This window comes from Pirellulales bacterium, assembly GCA_035656635.1.
Taxonomy (GTDB): domain Bacteria; phylum Planctomycetota; class Planctomycetia; order Pirellulales; family JADZDJ01; genus DATJYL01.
Genome location: DASRSD010000005.1, coordinates 32,001 through 53,974, shown reverse-complemented (window position 1 = coordinate 53,974; position 21,974 = coordinate 32,001). Strand labels below are relative to the sequence as shown.

The 21,974-nt window shown below is 54.6% G+C and carries 11 protein-coding genes; 3 read left to right on the top strand and 8 right to left on the bottom strand.

The window, feature by feature from the left end; translation table 11 throughout:
• From VFE46_00505 to VFE46_00495, 3 genes are all read right to left on the bottom strand, one after another.
• On the bottom strand, nucleotides 1–1,547 hold a 1,547-nt coding region (locus VFE46_00505; GenBank protein ID HZZ26455.1), incomplete at its 3' end, for a DUF4340 domain-containing protein.
• A gap of 148 nt (nucleotides 1,548–1,695) precedes the next feature.
• On the bottom strand, nucleotides 1,696–4,647 hold the full coding sequence (locus VFE46_00500) for a Gldg family protein (GenBank protein HZZ26454.1): 2,952 nt from the start codon (nucleotides 4,645–4,647) through the stop codon (nucleotides 1,696–1,698).
• Nucleotides 4,648–4,741: 94 nt separating this feature from the next.
• Entirely contained in the window at nucleotides 4,742–5,482 is a 741-nt protein-coding gene (locus VFE46_00495; GenBank protein HZZ26453.1) for an ATP-binding cassette domain-containing protein, read from the bottom strand.
• A 333-nt stretch (nucleotides 5,483–5,815) separates the two neighbouring features.
• On the opposite strand from VFE46_00495, the gene VFE46_00490 reads away from it, so the two are divergent.
• Nucleotides 5,816–6,427 carry a hypothetical protein gene (locus VFE46_00490; protein ID HZZ26452.1) on the top strand — a complete coding sequence of 204 codons (612 nt, stop codon included), beginning with the start codon at nucleotides 5,816–5,818 and terminating at the stop codon, nucleotides 6,425–6,427.
• 125 nt (nucleotides 6,428–6,552) lie between these two features.
• Nucleotides 6,553–7,140, top strand: a complete 588-nt coding sequence (locus VFE46_00485) for a DNA-3-methyladenine glycosylase I (protein ID HZZ26451.1) — start codon at nucleotides 6,553–6,555, stop codon at nucleotides 7,138–7,140.
• Nucleotides 7,141–7,201: 61 nt separating this feature from the next.
• Here VFE46_00485 and VFE46_00480 read toward each other — a convergent pair whose 3' ends face one another.
• The gene (locus VFE46_00480; GenBank protein ID HZZ26450.1) at nucleotides 7,202–7,720 is read right to left on the bottom strand and encodes a GNAT family N-acetyltransferase; all 519 of its coding nucleotides are present in this window, start codon (nucleotides 7,718–7,720) and stop codon (nucleotides 7,202–7,204) included.
• A gap of 719 nt (nucleotides 7,721–8,439) precedes the next feature.
• Here VFE46_00480 and VFE46_00475 point away from each other — a divergent pair.
• Nucleotides 8,440–8,739 carry a hypothetical protein gene (locus tag VFE46_00475; protein HZZ26449.1) on the top strand — a complete coding sequence of 100 codons (300 nt, stop codon included), beginning with the start codon at nucleotides 8,440–8,442 and terminating at the stop codon, nucleotides 8,737–8,739.
• A gap of 691 nt (nucleotides 8,740–9,430) precedes the next feature.
• Here the strand turns inward: VFE46_00475 and nadB are convergent.
• From nadB to VFE46_00455, 4 genes are all read right to left on the bottom strand, one after another.
• A complete protein-coding gene (nadB, locus tag VFE46_00470; protein HZZ26448.1) occupies nucleotides 9,431–11,035 on the bottom strand; it encodes an L-aspartate oxidase in 1,605 nt (534 codons plus the stop codon).
• 166 nt (nucleotides 11,036–11,201) lie between these two features.
• Entirely contained in the window at nucleotides 11,202–15,857 is a 4,656-nt protein-coding gene (locus VFE46_00465) for a hypothetical protein (protein ID HZZ26447.1), read from the bottom strand.
• 191 nt (nucleotides 15,858–16,048) lie between these two features.
• Nucleotides 16,049–20,209, bottom strand: a complete 4,161-nt coding sequence (locus VFE46_00460; protein HZZ26446.1) for a CHAT domain-containing protein — start codon at nucleotides 20,207–20,209, stop codon at nucleotides 16,049–16,051.
• Nucleotides 20,202–21,932, bottom strand: coding sequence for a protein kinase (locus tag VFE46_00455; protein HZZ26445.1), 1,731 nt, complete (start codon nucleotides 21,930–21,932; stop codon nucleotides 20,202–20,204). Before VFE46_00455 ends, VFE46_00460 begins: the two co-directional genes overlap by 8 nt.
• Nucleotides 21,933–21,974 lie beyond the last annotated feature (42 nt).

Here is a 21,974-nt window from a genome sequence, read left to right as displayed (position 1 = left end):
TCGTTTTCATCTTTGGCTGCCGCGCCCGATTTGGAATCATCCTTCTTGGCGTCTTTCTTGTCGTCTTTCTTGTCCTCGCTTTTGGCGTCCGATTTGCCGTCTCCTTTTTTGTCGGCCGATGCAGCTTTTGCCCCTTCGGTTTTTGTCGGCTCGGCGGTTTTGCCGGTGGTTGCTTTCTCGGGCGCTTTTTTGATTTCCGGCAACGGTTGCAATACGGGCTTAGGAATTAAATCGGGATTGAACTGGGCCATCACCATGATGTACCGACTCAGGCCGCCTGTCTTGCTCGATTTCTCCCCTCCGCTTTTGTCGGCCTCGTCGGCAATTGACGCCTCCGACTTCTCGCCAGCGGTTTCGCTCTTTTTGCCTTTCTCGTCTTTTTTGCCGTCCGACTTGGCATCGGCGGTTTTCTTTTTGTCGGCCTCGGCGCCGGAATCGATTCCCGCCACCTCGCCAAACCGCAGCACGTATTGCACGCCGTCCTTCATCGAAACAATGGCCTCGCCGTCATTCGAGACAAGCTGGAATTGATTGTGCACCATCGCCGGCAGAAAGCCGCGGCGCATTAAATCTTCCATCCCTTCGTCGCGTATCGCTCCCTTTTCCGTCTTTAAGTCGGCGCTCAGTTGCGGCGGTTTGCGGGCCACGTCGATAATTTTCAAATTGCTGAGCGCGGTTTTTAAATCGTTCAATTTGGTCGTGTTCAATTCCTCCGCGTCGGTCAGCTTCACTTCCTTGGGCTTGCTGTCTTTGTATTCTTCCAGTTGCTTAAGATTCCACTTGTTCGATTTATCGTCGAACGACAAATCGATGTCGGCCCGCGGCATCATCACCGGCGTCACTTCGCCCGTGGGAGTCAGCTTGTCGGCCACGGAGTAATCGTGGAGCTTGATATCCGTTACATCCCAGGGACTAAGCTTGAGCAGGTCGGTTTCGATCCAATCGGCAAAATTGGTGCTGAATTTATCGGCATTCATTTGCACCCGATACACCTGGTCCTGGCCCGGAATGCGGACAAACCGCAATTGCGTTTGCGAGCCGGCGAACTCGTCGCTGTGCGTGGGCTTATCTTCCTTGCCGATGATGATCCGCGCCAGTGGCTTGCTGTTTTCATCTTCAATGGTGACCAGCTTGCCCACTCCTTTTTGTCCGAACTGATCTTCGGAAGATTTTGGCTCGACCACGCCGTACAGTGCATGATCGCGGGCATCGTTGCTGACGGCGGCCAACACTTTCAGATCGACCAGCGACGCCGCGGCGGAAGCCATTTGGTCTTTGGCATCGGCCGGATAGTTTTTGTGCGACGGCAACGACCAGGCGCCGTTCACTTGCGCCACTTCGAAATCTCGAACCTGGCTGGTTCCCTCGTCGAAGGTGACAATTCGCATGCGCTTGGCCTTGAGCGGATCGTCCAGCGCGGGAAATAACGACTTGCCGACCAACGCGTCGGTTTGCACCGGCGGCGGGACAGGCCGAATCACCCAAGCCAAGAACAGCACGGCAACTGCGGTCATGACAAACGAGATGGTTTTGCTGGTTTCGTTCATAGTTTTCGTAGCAATTAGCAATTAGCGGCTAGCGATTAGCCAGATGGAAATATGGTTTGGTTTCATCGAAAGGTTTCACGCATCACGGTTCATGTCCGATTCAATTTTTGCGAATGAATGCCGCCAGTTGCTAACGGCTAACTGCTCGTTATCGGAGCCGCGCTTTGGCCACTCCTTCGCGCTCCTTCGTGCGGCGATAAAAATACACGAAAAAGGCCACCAGCAGCGGAGGCACGGGAGGCAAAATCACGCTCCATAATTTGTAAGTGTCTTGCACGCCGTGCACGGAGGCCACTAATTCGCTATTGGCTTTTTCAATTTGTTTTTGAGTTTCCTGCCGCAAATGCTCCTCGGTCACTTCCTTGCGCCGGCTGGCCACTTGCAGCTTGAGCGACAAATCGATTCCTTTCTCGCGCAGCACGTTGGGATCGGCGTTGTCCTGCTTCTGCAGCTCGGTTAACTGCTTGTTCAGCTCTTCCTTCGTATCGGTCAATTCTTTTTCCAACTGCTCCTCTTGTTCCTGGCTGGCTTTTTTGAACTGGTTGAGCGCTTTTTCCGTTTCTTTGCGCGCATCTTCCGTTTGCTTTACAATTTCCTCCAGCGGGCGGTGCATGGGCCGCTTGTTTCGCAGTTGCACAAAGCGCATGTCGCCGGCCAACACATCCAAGGCATTGAGCACGAACGTGACATTGTCGGTGTCGATTTGCAGCTCCGTATCGGGGGAACGCCGGGCACGGCTGTCGAAAAACAGTGCAGCCAGCATGTCGATATCGGCCACCAGCACCACATTCAATTGGGAATTGGCGTCTTCTTTGTGATCTGTGGCGGCATCGGACGATGCTCCTTTGGCATCCCCCTGCTTTTCGTCTTTTGCGCCGCTTTTGGCGTCTGTTTTTGCAGCGTCCATTTTTTTTGTGTCGTTCTTGGCGTCGTCCCCTTTTTTGCCGCCGGCTTTATCGCCATTATCCTTGGCGCTTGTTTTTGCGGCGTCTTCTTCGTCCTCAGTCGCTTTCGCCTTGCCTGTAATCCGCGCCGCTAAAACATATTCCTCGTTGGTCGGCGCGCCTTCGCGGCTGCGAATATCCAGCGACGCCCGCGCGCTTATCAAATCTTTCACCATAATCAGGCCGGTGTTGCTGCCGGTGTGCACCAGAGGCACAAAATCGGTGCTGGCGGCGTTGAGCTTGGTCAATCCACCGGGCAAAGGCAGAATCAACTCTTGCAGGCCGGCCGTGATTGGATTCTTTTCGTTGAACGGCTCAAAGGGCTCGCTGGTATGCGGCGCCTCGGCGCTAATGAACACGTACTCCGGTGTAAGCTGATCGATTCCCGAGAACCTTTCCGGCTTGAAATTTTGCCACACCACGGCGTAACCACTATCCAAATCGCCGAGCAGTCCGCTGCGGCGACTCTTTTGCACCAACTCCACTCCGAGCAAATCCCACAGTTCTTGGATGTTCCCCTTCGGCTCCGCTTGCGGCTGCTGGAAGGGCATCATCGGGTTTTGCCGTGAGCGGCGGGGCTCGCCGGTGCCGACGGCGCCGGCAATGTAAGCCGGCAACGGATCTTCAAAAATGGCCGTCGGCTGGCCTTTGCGCACGGCATCGATAAAGTTCGTCATTTGCGGCTGCGTCAGCGATGAAGGCTGCACTGCCAGCAGCACGTCGTAGCGCTCCGTGATGGGGTTGGTCGGATCCACGCGCACCACTTCGTATTGCTTGCCCAGTTCTTCAATCAACCGTTCGTTGGGGCGCTGCCGGGGCATGCCGCCGCTGAAATCGAATCCGCCGAATAATTCTGCATCGGTCTGCAGCACCCCCACGCGCTTTCGCTTTTGCTGCGTGATGGTCGCCAACGAGCGCACCAATTCGTACTCCACGGGCACGCCGCGCTCAAAAAACGGGATCACCATTTTCTCCAGCCCACAGGTGATCGCCGCGCCCAAATAGATGTTTTCATTTTTGAACACGCCCCGCGATTGCGTGAAGACTTCCTGCGGCGCGATGCCGAATTGTTGTTCGGCGCGTTGGGCTTCGTCGGTCAGCGGCTCCACGTCGGAATGCACGTTGGTGCGAATTTTTCCGCCGGAAAGCTGCTGGAATTCCCGCAGCAAATTCAGCAAATCGAGCCGGGTTTGCACAAATTCCTCCGGCACGTTCGCGCTGATGAAGGCTTCAATCACCACCGGATGTTGCGGATCGAGACCAGAAATTAGCTGCTTGGTTTCCGGCGCAATCGAATTCAGCCGTTCCTGGGTGACATCCGCCCGAATGTTCACGTTCTGCACCAGCAAATTCACTCCCACGGCCAGCGCCACCAGCGCCAGGGCGCGAATCACGTAATGGGGCCCCATCGATTTGCCGCCGCGGCCCCCTAGCCAATGCCGCCGGCCAATCAGCACCATGCACAAATAAAGCATGGCCACAACGATCATTAGAAAGTAGCAAATGGCGGGCAGGCTAATGACGCCGCGGCCAAAATCGCTCATTTGCTCTCCCACACTCCAACCCTTGGCAGTGGCGGTCCAGGCCGAGCCACGCACAATGACATCCAGCACATTCAAAAACACCAGCGGCGCGTTGAAGGCCACGCCCAAAATGAACGCCACCGTTAAATTGGACGTTAAAAACGACGCCACCATGCCAATGGCCAACATCGCCAAGCCCACCATCCAATAGCCGAAATACGTGCCCAAGAGCAAACCGACATCGGGAGCACCCAGCTTTCGCAACACCGACAAATTGCAAATCAGCGAGAACAGCAGCGACACGCTGAAAATTGCCACCGCGGCAAAATATTTTCCCAACACCACGTCAATATCGGCCGCCGGAATGGTCAGCAGCAGCTCGTCGGTCCCCTGCCGGCGCTCGTCGGCCCAAATGCTCATCGTGATGGCCGGTATAAACACCAGCATGATGTAGGGGAACCAATGATTCAGTTGCTCCAAGTTCGCCAGGTTGGCGTTGAAAAACTCGTCGGGCCAAAATGCTGAGAACGATCCCAGCAGCACAAACACGCAAATAAAGACGTAGCCCGTCGGGTTGCTGAAATAGCTGACAAAGTTCCGCCGGAAAATCGCGCGAATAACGTGGTAATTCATTGCAGATGGTAACGGTTCAAGTGTTGGGTGAATTTTTTATCGTATCGTTGTTCTGCTAATTGCTAGCCGCTAATTGCTAACCGCTCATCGCATTTCACGCTGGCGCCGTCGCGGTAAGCGCTCGAAAACGTTCATCCAGCGAGTAACCGTCTTTGGTCAATTCCGCGGGCGCGCCATCGTACACCAATCGACCTTCGTTAATGAACAACACCCGATTGGCAATCGCTTCCACTTCCTGCATGATATGGGTCGAAAGCAAAATGGTTTTTTCGCGCCCCAGCCGGCGAATGGTTTCCCGCACTTCGCGAATCTGGTTCGGATCCAATCCTGCCGTGGGTTCGTCAAGAATTAACACGTCGGGCTCGTGCAACAGCGTTTGCGCCATGCCTACACGTTGCCGATAACCTTTCGATAACTTGCCAATGGCCTTGCCAATCACTGCGCCTAAAGCGCACTGTTCCACGACGGCATCAATGCGCTGTTTTTTCCGCGCCGGCGACATGCCGCGCGCGTCGGCAAAAAATTCCAGTAGGCTGCGGGGAGTCATGTCGACATACAGCGGGCCGTTTTCCGGCAAATAACCCAACCGGGACGAGGCCGCCAAGCGATCGCGGGCCATGTCGTGCCCGGCAATGCGGGCGGAGCCGGCGGTGGGAGCCAAATATCCGGTCAGCAGTTTCATGGTGGTGCTTTTGCCGGCCCCGTTCGGCCCCAAAAACGCCACCACTTCCCCCTGGTTCACATGAAACGAGACATCATCAATGGCCGCGAAATCGCCGTAATATTTCGACAACCCGACCGCCTCGATCATTGCTTGCCCGTTGGTTTCACCCATGTTCCCTCAACTCCCTGTGGCTCGGAATGCGGTTGGCGCTGCAATTGCCAAAAAAACACAACTTTAGTTTTGGCAATAGTTTACGGCGTTACTTTCGAGGTTGCCAGGGTCCCCTAGAGTGTTGGCAGCTATTCACTCAACCACCATCTGCCCAAGAACTTACAACGCCAGGAACGAGTTTGTCCAGACCATCTCCCCTACGCAATAAACCAGCTCTTGGATCGCTGCCGGGCGTGATACAATTTCACAGCTTATCATGGCACAATGTAACTATGCTCGAATCCCAGCCAGAATTGCCAGTTCTCTCGATTTCCGCCGAAGAGATGCAGGAGTTTGAAGCTGCCGCCCGGCGGCCTTTGCGCGAGCGGTTTAAGTACGCTTTTATCCGCACGTACAAGCCAGTGCTCGACGACGCCACTTTCCGGGCCTTCGATACCATGGCCGACTATCGCGCCTGGTGTGAAAAAAATCTTCCCGATTGGCTCGGCTATGGGCGCATTTGAGTATCGCCAAGCGGAGGAAATCCGCGATGCCTTCGCACGGCATGGCGTAAGATATCTGTTCATCGGAAAATCGGGCGCCATTCTACTTGGCTTTCCCGACACAACGCAGGATGCCGATCTGTACGCGGCAAAGACCGAAGGGAATTGCAAAGCAATTAATTTGGCGCTCGCTGATTTAGGCTTCCAATTGTCCGAAAATCAACTTCGGGAAATAGAAAGTGGCAAGGACTTTGTGCAGTTGAAGAATGGACCATTTGATCTGGATCTAATTTTTGCCCGCGACGGGATAGAGCAATTTGACGACGCTTGGAAAAGACACGTCGATGTCGAAGGCTTTCCCGTTTGCCACATCGACGACATCATCGCCAGCAAGAGGCTGCCGGTCGGCAAAGAGATGTGGAATCGCTTCCCCGATTGCGGTCTTTCCGCGAATACTGGATAAAAAACCACCCGAGTTAATCACAATTTCGCTCTCACCCCATCACCCGCGCTCCCCCAGCGGGTCGCGGCTAAACCTCACCCCATCACCTTATCACCCGCTCACCTTATCACCTCATTATCCCTCCCATGCCCAAGCCCCTCCGTTGCCCCTGGCCGCCGCTGGATGATCCGCTTTACGTGGCTTACCACGATACCGAATGGGGTGTGCCGCTGCATGACGACCGCAAGCTGTTTGAGTTCTTGGTGCTGGAGGCGTTTCAAGCGGGCTTATCGTGGCGGTGCGTGCTGCACAAGCGCGAAAATTTTCGCCGGGCCTTCGCTAAATTCGACTATCGCCAAGTGGCCCGCTTCACCGCGCGCGACCTCCAGCGATTGGTGAACGATGCCGGCATTGTGCGCAATCGGGCCAAAATCAAGGCCACGGTGAATAACGCGCAGCGCTTTTTGGAAGTGCGCGAAGAGTTTGGCACGTTTGCCAAATACATGTGGAGCTGGGTCGAGGGCCGCCCCATCGTGAACCGATTTCGCAAGATGAAAGAGGTGCCCGCCTTCGACGACGTTGCCGCCCGCTGGTCAAAAGACCTCAAACAACGGGGCTTTCAATTTCTGGGCCCCACGGTGGTGTACGCCCACATGCAGGCGGTGGGCATGGTGAACGACCACACCATCGATTGCTTCCGCCACCGCGAAGTGCAAAAGCCCGCGCGCAAATGAAGCCGCTTGCTAACGCGCGCGGCTCTGTTTTTCACCCCTAACCCGTCACCCCATCACCTGCTCATCCATCCACAGGCTCCGCCGGCGTTTTCAAAATGAGCTGGTAGAAATCCAGATCGAGCCAGCGGCCGAACTTGAAGCCCGCCTGCTTCACGGTTCCGCAGTACGCGAAGCCGAACTGTTTGTGCAGCGCAATGCTCACGGCATTTTGCGAATCGATGCCGCCCACCAGCACGTGATAGTTTTGCGCTTCGGCCGCGGCAATCACTTCCCGCATCAATACTTTCCCCACGCCTTGCCCGCGAAATTGTGCGTCCACATACACCGAATGCTCCACGGTGTACTTGTAAGCCGGCCGCACCCGGAAGGTGCCGTACGTGCCAAACCCCATCAATTGGCCCGCCTCGTTGACCACGCCGATCACCGGGTAATTCCCCTTCCGCTTGTCGGCAAACCAACTGTGCATGGTCTGCAACGTGCGGGCATGATAATCGTACAGCGAAGTGGTGTTGGCGATGGCGTCGTTAAAAATCGCCAAAATCGGCTCAGCATGCGATTCGTCGCACTGGATAATTTTCATGGGCACAAACCCGGTGGCTGTATTGCAGAAGGCGGTCAATGATACCGCAAGCACGCAGCCGAATAAAGCAAGCGCGAATTATGATCGTCGTCTAATTTGAAAAATGTAGCGGCGGCTGTCCTCAGCCGCCGCCGTGTTCATCGAGAAAAAGTGGCTGGGGACAGCCATCGCTACATCTACTTCCGATCAAATTAGGCGACGACCCGAATTATTCACAATTTATGAGAATAATTGCGGCGCTGGGAGTCGTCGCCGGAATCGCATACATTGGGATTCCTTGAAACCGACGCCAGATGAATTGCGCGCAGCCATGGTCGCTTTGAGCAGCGAGGCCGCGCCAGCCAACGTGCTTTCACTATTTACATACAGCAGACGATCATTCGGGAGGACTGCATGCCAGACGACAGGGGAATTCTCAGTAGCGAAGAGCGCGAAAAATGCGCTGCGTGGTTTTTGGAACACGGGTCCGGCAGCGTCCAGTGCCCGATTTGCAAAACCAGCCAGTGGGAAATTGAGGACCATCTGATCAAGACCCACGTTTTAATTCCCGGTCGCAGAAGCATAGAGGGCGTGCCGATGTATTCGTTTTTCATGGTCTGTTGCCAAAAATGTCGGCACACCCTGTTCGTGAATGCCGTCGATGCACAGATCATTCCAAATCGACCCGCCGATCCTGCCTGACGGGCTAATTGCCGTACCGAATCAGGTATGATGCGGACATGATTATTCCACTGCTCGCCGACGATATTGGGCCGATCGTGGCGGTGGTGTTCGCATTGCCGATCATTCTCGGAATCGCCAGCCGGCTGGCAATGATTGCTTTGAAGCGGAAGCGAGGCCAGCGCCCATGGTGGGGCGTGACGATTGGCGCACTTTCCGTCCTCTGCGGCATCGCTGTGCTGCTCATGCTGGCGACTAAGCGCGGCGGCGCACCGTCGTTCTTCTATTTGGCCGGCCTCTTCCCGTTACTAACCGGCGCCGGCTGCCTCATCGTTTGGAATCAAAAGCCGAAAATGTAGATCGGCGAACCGCCGGCGCGATTGGATTGCTGCTGGCTCATCGAGAGCCGGTGCGCCGGGGGTTGGCAATTCGATAAAACATCTAGCATCGGACAGGCTCTCATCTGCCCGCCGCCTCCAGTTTCCGCCGCTCTTCCGATCTGCGTTCATTCCCGTTCATTCGCGGCTCATCTTGCCCGGTCGGGTGGCCGGGTCGAGGCTGCCGAGCCCCTGGATTCCCACGCCCGGGCCAGCCACCAGACCACACGTGTCTGACACACAGTGGCCCAAAAATTGGCTTGCATTTCTCGCGGCAATGTAATATACAAATGAACAGTATCAGCGGGTTGTGATTCGCTGACGGTTTACTCACAGGTTCCCGACTGGCACAGTCGGGCCATGTATGATGTGTCCGATCACAATAAAATTTCGCGACGATCCAAATTTTTCCAATCACGAAAATGATCGTCGGACGCTCAAACAAACAATCAACAATTCACCAACAATGAACATCGCGGGACGTAAATCGAATTGGTTTTGTCGTCTGCCGGCGCGCAGCGGGCTGCGAATTTGCCGTGCTGCGGCAAGCGCGGTCCTGACAAAACTGGTCGATTTTGCCCGGAAAATAAAAGGACGTGACAAAAACAATTACATCCCCGGCCTGCTTCTCGCCGCGGATCGGTCAGTGGAAAATGAAATTTTGACTGAAAAATCAGCCGGCACGCCCAAAGGACAGGTGGCGCTGCCAGTGGGCATCGTCGGTGGCGGGAAAATCGGTCCGCACATGCACGCCCCGGGTTTCTTGCCGCTGCACGGCGGCGCGAATCATCAGCCGCGAAATTTCCAGCATGTTCTGCAATTCCCAGCCCTTGGGATCGGTGAATTGCCGCGGCAACACGTAGCGGCACCAACGGTCGATATCTTCCGAGGCGGCGGTCAAGTGCTCCGCATCACGGCGCACGCCACAGGAACGCCACATCAGCGATTTGAGCGAATTGCGAATGTCGGCCAAATCGAGCGGCTCGCCCCCATCGACGACCGGCGGATTTTCCAGCGGCAGCACTTGGAACGAATCGGGCATGCGCGCCGCGGCCTCCGAAGCGCCGGTTCCGGCATACGTGCCAAACACCAACCCTTCCAGCAAACTGTTCGATGCCAACCGATTGGCACCGTGCAGCCCGCTGGACGTGACTTCGCCGGCCGCCCACAAGCCGGGGAGCGTGGTGTGGCCGGCCAAATCGACGGTGACGCCGCCAATCATGTAATGGGCTCCCGGGCGCACCGGGATGGGATCGCGCGTGATATCGAGCCCAAACTCGGCGCAAATGGCCGCCATGCCTGGGAAACGGGCCCGGACGGTGGCCGGATCGAGATGGCTCATATCCAAGTAGACATTCGGGTGGCGCGTTTTTTCCATCTGCGAAACGATGGCCCGGCTGACGACATCGCGTGGGGCCAGTTCGGCGCGCGGATCGTATTCGGGCATGAACCGATGACCATTGCGATCGGTCAGGCGGCCGCCGGCGCCGCGCATGGCTTCGGTAATAAGATTTCGGCTGCTCCCGGCAATGTACAACACCGTGGGATGGAATTGCATGAACTCCATGTCGCGCAGCTCGGCGCCGGCCCGCCAGGCAATGGCCAACCCATCGCCAGTGGCGACTTCGGGGTTGGTGGTTTCGCGAAATACTTGCCCGCAACCTCCGGTGCACAAAATAGTTTGCTTGGCCCAGACCATGGTTTTGCCGTGCTGGGCGTTCCAAACCAGTGCCCCGCGGCAGACGCCTTCGTGCGTCAAGAGATCGATGGTGAAGGTATCTTCCCACATTTGCACGTTGGGCAAGCCGGCCGTGTGCTCGATGACGGCCCGCATCACTTCTTTGCCGGTGGCGTCGCCCAGGGCATGCACAATGCGATCATGGCTGTGGCCTCCTTCGCGCCCCAGGGCCAGGCCGCCGGCTTCCAGATCGAAATGCGTACCCCACTCGATCAGTTCCCGAATTTTCTCGGGGGCATCGCGGACCACCAATTCCACCACGGCCCGATCGCACAGTTTGCCACCAGCGGTGAGGGTATCGGCGATGTGATCTTCAAAGCGATCTTCCGGATCCAAGACGCCGGCAATGCCCCCTTGGGCGTAAGCGCTGTTCGATTGCCGCGACGTTTCTTTGGTGATGACCAACACCGAGAGCCGCGGATCGACTGCGTTAGCGGCCCGCAACCCGGCCAGGCCGCCGCCGATAATGAGCACATCGGTAAAGTGGTGCGGGACCCGCTTGGGAAAGAAGGGAACCAGGTAGCGCGGCGAGGGATCCATCGGCAGTGGTCAGTGGTCGGTTGGCAGTGGTCAGTGGTTGACGCAGAGCAAATTTTCACAGAACCCGGGGCCACATTCCGCTTTCGGCTTAGCGACTCCTCTGCGTTTAACCGCTTGCTACTGTACACGGACAACTGACCATCGACCACTGGCCACTGACAACTTGTTACTTGTCGCTGCTGTTGATTCCTTGGCTGTATGCCTTGGACTGCTCCATATATTCCGGCGGCGGAGTGGTATGCCGGCCGCTGGCCATGCCGCGCTGGCTGTCGCTGGTGATGGTTTTGCCGGAGCGATCGGTACGATCGGGCCGCAATCCCAGGCTGCGCAAAGCATCTTCCGCTTCGCGCCGCGATTGATCGTTGGGATCGGAACGTTGAGCGTCGTGCAATCGCTGCTCCTGGCGTTTGATAAAATCTTCCGCTTCCGCCCGCGACCAGCCCAAATCTTTCAACATATTATCTCCCTCTTGGCCGTTTTTCATGGCGTTCTTCAGATAATCGAGCGCCAATCCGGTCGCTTTTTTGGCGTAGTCGAGATTGGCATTGTCGGGCTTGGATTGCGGACCCTCCATGAAGCCGCTGCCGTAACCGCTGGCCGATCCGCCCGTGCCATTGGCGGCGCCTTGCGACGGCGGCTGGGGATAGGGGGAGTTTTCCTGATTGGATGGGTTGGGCGTGGATTTGGAAAGCGGCGGTTGGGAGTTGTCCGACTTGGGTTGCTCGTTCGATTTTTGTTGATCGGGCCGATCGTTGCTGCGATGGTCGGCCGGACTGGCGTGCGAATTGGTGCTCGACTTGGCGTTGGACGGAGATGGCGAATCGGAATTGGAACTGGGCTTGCCACCGTCATGGGAATTCGGATTGGATTCGTTTTTGGAATCGGACTTCGAATCGCTCTTGGAATCCGAGCCGTCTTGAGTGCGGCTGGAAGAACCCTGACCCTTTTCGTTTCCCGACTGACCCGTGGGCTGGTCCGATTTTTGATCGCCGCCTGGCTTTTGCGACAACTCACCCTTGCCCGGCTCTTCCGACTTGCCGGCGCCTTGATCGGACGGAGTGTTTTGGCCGGCGCTTCCTTTTCCTTGGCTGTTGCCGCTTTGCCCGCCACCTTTGCCTCCGTTGCCGGACCGGTCGCCATCTTGTTGACCACGCGAGTTAGATGGGCGCTGGCTGTTGCTGGGCGACTGCGACTCTTGTGACTTGGAATCGTTCGGCTTGCCGGAGTTGTTCGAAGGTTTATCGCTAGGCTGCCCGTTTTGCTGCGGAGGAGGAGAACCGTGGGGATTATCTTTGTTGTCGCCCGATTCCGATTTGCCCTGTGGACTTCCAGAATTTTCCGATGGAAGTTGCTGCGAATGATCGGCGCTTTTATCGGACGGATTTAGCGACGGCTTTCCTTGCGGCTGGCCGTCGTGAGACTGTGATTTCGGATTTTCCGCAGACGGCTTGTGATCCGCTTTCGATTGCGGCATGCCGTTGGAATTCGGCTGGTTCTGGGTTTGATCGTTGTTGCCCGGCGGCGATTGATCGCCCGGATTCGATTCATGCGAATCGGATTTTTGCTCGTTGCCGGGTTGGCCATTCTCCGACTTTTCTCCTGGTTCCGACTTTCGATCGGACTTCTCATCGGATTTTTGGCCGGAAGCAGATTTCTGATTATCGGGCTTTCGGCCGTCGGATTTTCCATTCTCAGCCTTTCCATTCTCAGTCTTTCCATTCTCAGTCTTTCCATTGTCTGACTTTCCTTTGTCGGATTTCCCGTTGTCAGACTTCTGATTATTCACCGGCGGTTGCGACTTGCCCGGCTGATCGGGGGAATTCGAAGACCCATTCTCCTTCGAGGAATCGCCTTGGTTATTTGGCTGTCCAGCGTCCGACTTTTGGTCGCTGCCGGGAGAATGATCGTTACCGGAATTTCCTTTTTCGGCTTTGTCTTTGTCGGAAGTTCCATTCTCAGATTTTTCCTTGTCAGTTTTTCCGCTGTCAGATTTTCCTCGCTCGGTTTGATCACGATCCGATTTTCCACTATCGGATTTTCCATTATCCGATTTTTGCTTGGCAGATTCATTTCCCGACGGCTGCGTCCCACTCCCCTTTTCAGCGTTCTGGTCACGCTGGTTTTTTTCTCCGCTGTTGTCATTTCTCTCGCTGGCTGGACCTGACGATTGGTTGGCCGGCTGCTTGTCGGACGATTGAGCTTCCGGCGATTGCTGTCCAGACGGATGGGCATCTGCATTTCCACTTTTTTGCGAATTGCCCGATTGATTGTTTTGATTGCCGCTCGATTTCGACTCTTGCTGCTTGTGCTCCAGAATGCGTTCAACCCCTTTGCCATCGTCGCTGCCGTCGGAGGGGATGGGAGTGCTGTTATTTGGCTGGCCCGAAGATTGCGAGTGGACATCGTTGGAAGAAGAGCGATCGCCCGATTGGCTATGATTGTTGGGAGAATTGTTGTTTGATTGCGATCCGTTCTGCGTTCCGTTTTGATTTTTATTCTGATCTGACTGCGACTCGTTCTGAGAATTTTTCGAAGCGTTGGGATCCGACTGCTGTGACCCGCCCTTGCCACTTTGGTTGCCGTGGGAATTGCCGGATTGATTTCCTTGTTGCTTATCCGGGTTCCGCTGCTGACCGCTTTTGTTTTCTTGCTGCTGATCTTTGTTCGACAATGGTTGATTGTTATTTGGCGATTGCTTTCCAGGCTGATCTTGTGGTTGATTGCCGTTGCTTTTGTTCTGGTCAGACTTTTGATCCCCTGGGTTTTGCGGATTGCTGTGCTGCTCCTCGCTGCCTTGGGAGCGTTGGTCGTTTTTCGAATCGCTTTTGCCGTCGGGCTGCTTACCAGGTTGCGGCTTATCGGTCAGCGGAGGGGCGCTTTGGTCGCCTGGCAGCGATTTATCTCCGTTATTGGGCTGTGACAGATTATTCGGCTGCTTTTGGCTTCGATCTGCATCGTTTTCGCTGGGTTGATCGTTCGAGTTATTTTTCTGGTCCGCACTACGGTGCGGCTGCTTGTCATCTTTGCCGTCCGGAGGTTGAGAATCGTCGTTTTTGGAGCCGCGGTTTTCTTGACCTTGCTGTTGCGGCCTTCCCTCATTGCGCGAGTCGTGGGGCTGTGGATTATTTAGTTGATTCTTCGGCCCTTCATTTTGCGCCAGGGGATCAGCCTGCTGCCGCGTGTTTGAATTTTCCGGCGCAACAATGCGAATTCGCCGTTCCGGAGTCATCGTTTCGTTGGCCTCAGGCGACTTATTATCAGTGGCCTCGGCCAAATAACGCACCACATCTCCCACTTTCAAACCTAGTTTCTGTGGCGCAAATTGATACTTGCCATTGAAGGGGCCCACATGGACGCCATCGGGCAACAAAGGTTGATCAATCAATTTGCCCCGCTCGGTTTTCGCCCGCAGAACCACGCTGCTCAGCGCGAAATCAGGATCGATCGCCCGCACTTCCAATACGATTTGGCCATCCAACGGCACGGAAACTTCTTCCTGTTGTGGGGCCAAGAACGTTACTTCGGGCGGCAAATCGGGCACAACCTCAATGCGATGTTTAATTGGCTCCGGGTTTACCATCCCCTGCGTGTTGACAATTCGCAATTGATAACTGTCGTACAGAGGCCCGGTGCGGACATCATTAAGCGACAACACGAAGGACAGCGTGGCGTCATTGCCGTCGACTTTCATAGCTCCGTCAAGCTTGCCATCGCAATTGAAATCAATCGACGCCGATTTGACTGGCTGGTTGGCGACGCCATGAATGGTCACTTGCGTGCCTTCGAGTGCCTTCACATCGCCATGATGCGATACGGTGATGGGATTCAGGCCTGTATAGGCTGGATACTTGTAATCGATTCGGTCGACCATGATGGTTGGCGCCGGCACAATGTGCACGTGGTACACGCTGCTGATTGCATCGCCCGCTTCGATGCGATAATCCAAGTCCTGCTGAATTCCCTCCTTACCTTCCGGCAGCACCGCCACATGACGATAACCCTCGGGCACATGCATTGGGATCGCCCGATCAACGACTTGATGATCCGCTGTGCTATAGAAGAGCTTGACGACGTCATTGCCTCCCAAACCCTGAATTTCGGCAGATACTTGAACTGGTTGTCCGCGAAAAGCCGTGGAGTTACCTGGTCGAACATCAAGAATACTGACGCGCGATGGGGCGGGAACATCGACCCACGGGAGCACCACACGCTGGACCGTGGTAAACGGATCTTTCGGCGACAGCACAAAATAAAGCGCAAAGGCAGCTACAAAACCGAGGAACGCATAACCTAGGTGAATCAGCCGAGTGCGATCGACGGCACTCTCTACATGCGTGCCGGACAGGTCGGCAACCGCTTGCTCCTCCAGCGCGCTATAGACGACCTGGTGTATGGTTTCCCTTTGTTGGCGAAACAGCAAAAAATTGATCAGGCTGTTTTTAAGCGAAGGCTTGTTGCGCTCGATCGCATGCGCAGCGTAGATCGAATTCACCCGGCCAAACGCCGCAGGTAATACGACAGAGACTAACCAATAGCTCGCACCGATGACAAACATACCGAATAAAAAATACCGCTCCACAATACTCAAGCCGCCATGCAGCACCCAATGATCGATGAGCGCGGTCGCCAAGAAAAACGCCAGCGTGGATACAGCTAATATGGTCAATGCCGTCCCCACTTCGACCGCCTTTACCTGACTGCGGGTGCGACGGAGGCGTCGGTCGATTAAGTAGCCTCGGTCCGGAGACTTCCCGCCCCGGTGTTTACCATCGGGCTGGCTTTGTGTTGAACCAGGATCGGGCGGGGCAACGCCGATAGCCACTTGCATCTGCTCCTAAAACTGCAAATCAGACTGATCCGTTCCTGATGGCTAATTTCTATTTATATACAGCCTTGGACGGGAAAATTAGCTTCTCTTAGATTATAGACGCCTAATGAGCTTGTTTTAATCACTTGGGCCTAAAGAAGTGCCTTATTGAGCAGCGCAAAACGGGGATGGCAAGGTTCTAACGCCTATTTTGCCGGACCCATTAATACAAATGGCGCCCAAAAATAAGGCGACGACCATTTTGACTGTGCACGGACATATTTTTTTGCCTCTGCCAACGCCACTGCGTAATTGGGCGTTTGGCCAGCTCGGAGCGATTCGCCCAAGGCGGCTGCAAAAGAACCGATCAGTTCCGAAGTCGATTCATCGTCCACATCCCACTGACTGCAAACAACCCGCCGCGCACCGGCCGCCAAAAATGCCCGCGCCATCGTCGAACCGGCCTCTAATGGCCGATCCGGCCCAATATTCGTCTGGCACGCGCTGAGCACAACCAATTCGCAGCTGTCCAGTGGCAGATTGTGGATTTCGAACAACGAAAGAAAACCGTCATTTTCAGTAGTGACATTTTGGAAATTGTCTGGCTGCGTTAAAGCCAAGGCACCAAATAAATTCTGATACTGTTGATCGACTAGGCCATGCGCAGCCAAGTGCACGAATTGCCGGCCCGCCAAATGTGTGCGGACATTTCGTTCTGAAGCGTTCAGGTCTTCCAATGTGATTACATCTTTCAGACCAGCGGAGCGCAGGGAGGCAGCAACCTTGCGGCATTCGCTTGACGTGCCAGGAAGTGGCGACAGCGTGCCGCCTGCCGCGATGTAATCGGCCAATGCCACATCACTGGAAGATCGACTTATCGCCGGATCGATTTCCGGATAGCGCGGGTTACCCACGGTGAGTAAGGAAAAATCCTTTACGCTCTCTACCGATTTACGCTGCCCCAACGCCGCTAAAATCATCGCCGACGGCGCATAAGCGATGGGCGGCAATTCATCGAGCAAATAGCGCGGCGGATCGATAGATACACGCAGTGCTTCCATCGGTAGTTGATGCAATGCTCCATCCGGAACCAGAGCAATATAGCGCGGGCTTCGCCGGCGAAGTTCTTCACGCAGGGCCGGCGGAACAAAGATGTCCGTAATCATCAATTCTTCACTTGGGCCGATTGCATACTTGGCGCTAGTCACGGCCTTTTGGCCTAGCTCACGACTAGAATTGCGAGCATGTTCCGGTTCGCAAAGCGTTGCCACGAAACGGAACACTAACTGTGCCGCCGCCTGGCGAGATAATGGACCTGCTGGAATTCCCAGCCGTGACGATTGCTCAGCCGACACTACCAGGGGATAGTGCGTCACTTCCTGACTGCTGCTAAACGTTGCATTCCTATTGGAATCGCCGCCCGCATCGGAAGATGTATCAACGGCTGCAGAATTACGTGAGGCCACATTTCCATCGATTAAAAACAAATGCCCCCCGGTTTGACCCAGATAATAAAGCAGTATCACACTGTCGGAAGACAACACATGCGATTTTACGACGGGCCAAGCTTGCAGCTCACGATTCCCTAATAGTAACTCGCGATAAAATGGACTGGCGTCGCGAATGGCAGTTTGGATATCCGCATACTGACGACGCAAATCAGCCAAACGACCTGCTAGTTCAGCTGACAAGTCCGCAATTTTGCCGCTAGAATTCTTCCTGGTGGTATTAGTTTCATTGACGGACGCACCGGTTGCCGAATTCGCTACTGCATCCGATGGGCCATTGGAAACAAGCCACTCGATCGCCGAAGCCTGCAAGGCATGATATTGCGACAGAATTGTTTGTTCGTCGTCTATCAAATGCTCTTGTGGCGTGTTCCGCAACGATGCCTTCAAATCGATTCCAGCAGCTCGCACCTGGTCGAGAAAAGTACGGTTGCGGCCCGCTTCCGCATAGCTCAGAGCATCATCCCAATGATTCTCTTCCACGCTCCAATCAACCAATAAATCAAACGCTGCTGCGAACTGGGCAAAATAAACAGCTCGTTGTGCTTCACCGCCGGTGGTTTCGGCTCGCGGCGATTCAATTACGCGCACTGCCTCGTGCAAGCAATTCAGCGCGTCCTCTTTGCGTCCCAGCTTGCGGAGTATTTGAGCGCGGTTCACCAAAGCCATGTAATGCATTGCAGGATATGCTTGAATTACTTCTTGCAATTCAACAGCACTGCGCGAAAGAGTTTCCGCTTCATCAAAATTACTCTCTTTTGCTGCTAATTGACTCAAATAACTCAAACACCGAAACGCGATGGCGGTTTGCCCATTGAGCTGGGCAATTTGCAGCGCCGAGTGCCATGATTCTTTGGCAGCCTTTAGCTCGCCGCGACGATATTGCAATGTGGCGGTCAAATGCAACAGGTTTGCTCCGGTCGGTTTTTGCAATAATCCATGTTGTGTGCAAAGACTAAGCGCGGACTGGATATGAAAATCCGCTCGCTGGAGTGCAGCGTTCAACCCACGATTCTGAGACATGCTTTGAAAGTTGGCATTCGTCTCAGATGATACTGAAACCATCGATTCGTCTAGTGGTGAAATATCCTCGGCCAAATATAATGACGCTAGCGCAATGTGAAATGGCAGCAGCGCGATATCCGTATCCGATGGATGTCGTTTTTGCACTAGCGCCAAGGCTTGCTCACAGGTGGCGGCGGCGGAGTCAAATTGTCGCTGCGACTTGTAAAGCATCGACAAATTGAGCAGTGCCGTGCTATGCAACTCCTCTGATCGGCGATCGTCGATATTCGCCGGATCGCGACAAATGGACTCCACTTCCAGATAATTCGTTAGCGCCTCGTGAAATTGGCCACGAGCATTTTGAACTGCCGCCAAATTCGAAAGCGCATCCGCCAGTTTGACATCGTGGGAAGACAACACCGCTCGATAAGACAATAATGCCTCTTCCAAAAGCGATTGAGCTTGCGTGAAACTACCCGTTTGACGTGCGATTTCCGCTAAATTGACCAACGTGCCGGCCAAGTCTGCCGGGGCCAGCGGCACACGAGTGCGCCAATACGCGGCCGCTTCTTCTAAAATAGGCCGAGCTGCATTCCAATCCTCGTTTTTGGCTAAAAAAGCTCCCAGCATCGTTTTGGCACGTATGAAAGCAGGATCGTCTGCTCGTAATCGCGGTTCCAATCGCTGTAGCAAATCCTGCGATATGCTCACTCCGTCGGGCCAATTTCCTAACCGCATATCAATTTCCTGAAGTCCCTGGAGACATTGTAAATCGAGGAATTTAACTTCAGGTTTGGTTGCAGTATGAAGAGTCCCTTTGGCGGCAGGATCAAGAAGCTGACGATACAAATTCGCGGCGGATTTCCATCTATCCTCGGCCAACGTATCTGCACCAAGTGTTTGCAACACTACGGCCAAACGATTTAACAGCGCGGCCTGAGCCACGGTCGGTTCGTTGTGATCTACGTTTTGTTGCCACGAGAGCGCCTGTTCAAGAACCGTGCGCTCCGCCGCAAAATTTCCCTCTGCATGTCGACAGCGCGCCAGTTCATTGCTCAAATCCATCCGAGCTAAGTCATCCAGCTCAGGCGAACCGCTCTGCAATAATCGATCTATAAGCCCAGCCGCCTCGTCGGCACGGCCTAGTGCTAATAAGCATTCCTCTTGTAATTTTGCGGCCTGAACTAGTTGCTGCACTGTCATGTGGCCAGAAAGATAATGATCCACGATGTGTCGGGCGCAGTTCTCTGCCACGGTCCACTGTTTTGCAGCCTGCTGCTGAGCAACCTCTTGTCGATCGGCAAGCGCTGGAGCGGCAACCGCTCGGGCCAATTGAACTTGCGCATTGGCTTCCCATAATGGATCATCCAACCGCGCCCCTGCTGGAATTGCCAAAGCTCCGCGCAGTGTTTTCTCAGCTTCTTTGAATTCATCCAATGACATCTGCAAATCGGCGATTGTTAGCGCCATCGTCTGTCGATAAGTGTTTTGCTTAGCAGGCACGCCGTCGAATTGATGGTCCTGAAGTTGTTGTTGCTGAAGAGCACATCGCAAGGCCGCGTCGAAGCGTCCGGATGCCTGATTGACTTCTACCGCCAAATTCAAGCAGGAAATTGATGCTGGCACAGAAAGTTTGGCGGCCTTGCGGGGTTCAAGCAATTGGTCTAGCACTTCCACCGCTTGACGGTACTGGCCGGCGCGATACAAATCGTTAACCAAGCGCACGTCAACAGGCGGCCCTTGGTCTTCCGCCATAGCGTGGGTTAGACATGGTCCGCCCAGAAACAATGCCCAGACGGCATACGCTGCCAACGGCCAGTGTTCGCGCATTTGGTGTTCCAGCGGCCTAATCACGAATAGCTTCCTGGAAAAATAACCAACCGCGATAAGCTTTGAACCGAGAATTTAATTCTGGCTCTAATTCACGTACGACCCGTTTCGGAGATTCTATCGGGTTTTGCCCTAAACCTCGTGCTAATGAAGTCGGCGATAAATCAGGATGCACAAACTCAACGATTTGCCGTGGACGTGACAGTTCGTCCGCCAAGGCAAAGGTCTGTTTTTCAAACTGCAGGAGTTCGACAGCCGACAGCGGCTTATCAGCAACCGTCACCAAAGCCAATTGAGCGCCGGAGGTTCCTTCCACGGGCCACCATTTTGCTGTTCCTCCATTGCTTTTGGCCTCGGCCGGACTCCAAACTTCGCTCTCCGGTTGTTGCTGTTCCAAAGGCGCGCCTGGTTCGGGCCACAAACGCTTAGGTTTGCCTTCAGCATCGTACCAATACAAATAAATATAGCCCGGCCGATCAATTTTCGCGTGCAACTGTAATTTATCGCCTGGATGAATCGGCAGGTCAGCCTGATGGAGCTTGACGAAGTCGTTTACTTGCAACCGCCGCTGCAAAAATATTTCCAAGGTTGGCGGGTTATAGGATGATATATTCGTTTGTATTGTAGGACTAAGCGTAGTCGGCAAATTCACTGCTTTATCGGCTTTATCGAACAGCCGATCACGCCATGCCCACATTACGGCAGCCACTGCGAACACCATCCCAGCCAGCGCTACGATGAAAAATTGCCATCCGCGATTGCGGAGCGGCGGACCTGCCAGCACGGCACGCAACTCGGCGGCCATGTCGGCTGCTGTGGTGAACCGACCAGCCGGCTCTTTGGCCATGGCCCGTAAACAAATTTGCTCCAGCGGCTGGGGGATATCGTCGTGAATGGCGCGCGGTGGTGGCGCCGCACGGTACTTTACTTGCTCCAACAAATCGATCGAACTTTCCGCATTAAACGGGCGCCTGCCGCAAAGCAATTCGTATAAGACTACACCTAGCGAATAAATGTCCGATTGCGACGTTGCCCAATGCGATTTTCCGTCGGCTTGCTCCGGACTCATATAAGCCACGGTTCCCAACACCCGGCCGGTATCATCTGTGAAAAAGCGATCGTCGATCTTGGCCAAGCCGAAATCGGCCAAACGTGTATGGCCGGAATGATCGATCAAAATATTAGCCGGTTTAATATCCCGATGCACCAACCCTTGCAAATGCGCGTAGTGCAAAGCATCGGCCGTTTCAGAAATCCAGCGAATCGCGTCTTCGCGCGTAAAATCAGCCATTTCGATGCGCCGCTTCAGATCGTTTCCTGCTACATATTCATAAACGATGTAGCCACGACCATCTTCGGTGCAGCCCGTATCAAGCACCGCTACAATTCCAGGATGCCGCAAGCGGGCCACACTTTGCGCTTCGTGCAATAAATCCGTCGCGCCATTACCCAACGATGAGGTGTGCTCATGACGAAGTTTAATAGCGACATTCCGTTTCAATTGCGGATCAAAGCACAAATACACAGCACCAAATGTGCCCAAGCCAATTTGCCGACGACATTCATAACGGCCAATCTTAAGAGGCGGTTTCTCTGTGAAAATAACGGGTGATTGCCGATCGGTTCCATCACGATGTTGTGACACCGTCGGGCTGTGCATTGCTTCGTTCTTCGAGCCCGAAGGGTGTTTAACGTCGCTAGGCAAACGAACGTCGAGTTGCGTGGTTTCATCAGGTGTCGGCAACATGATGATTTCTCCAAACGATTTTGCGTTCTAGTGCAAGAATAT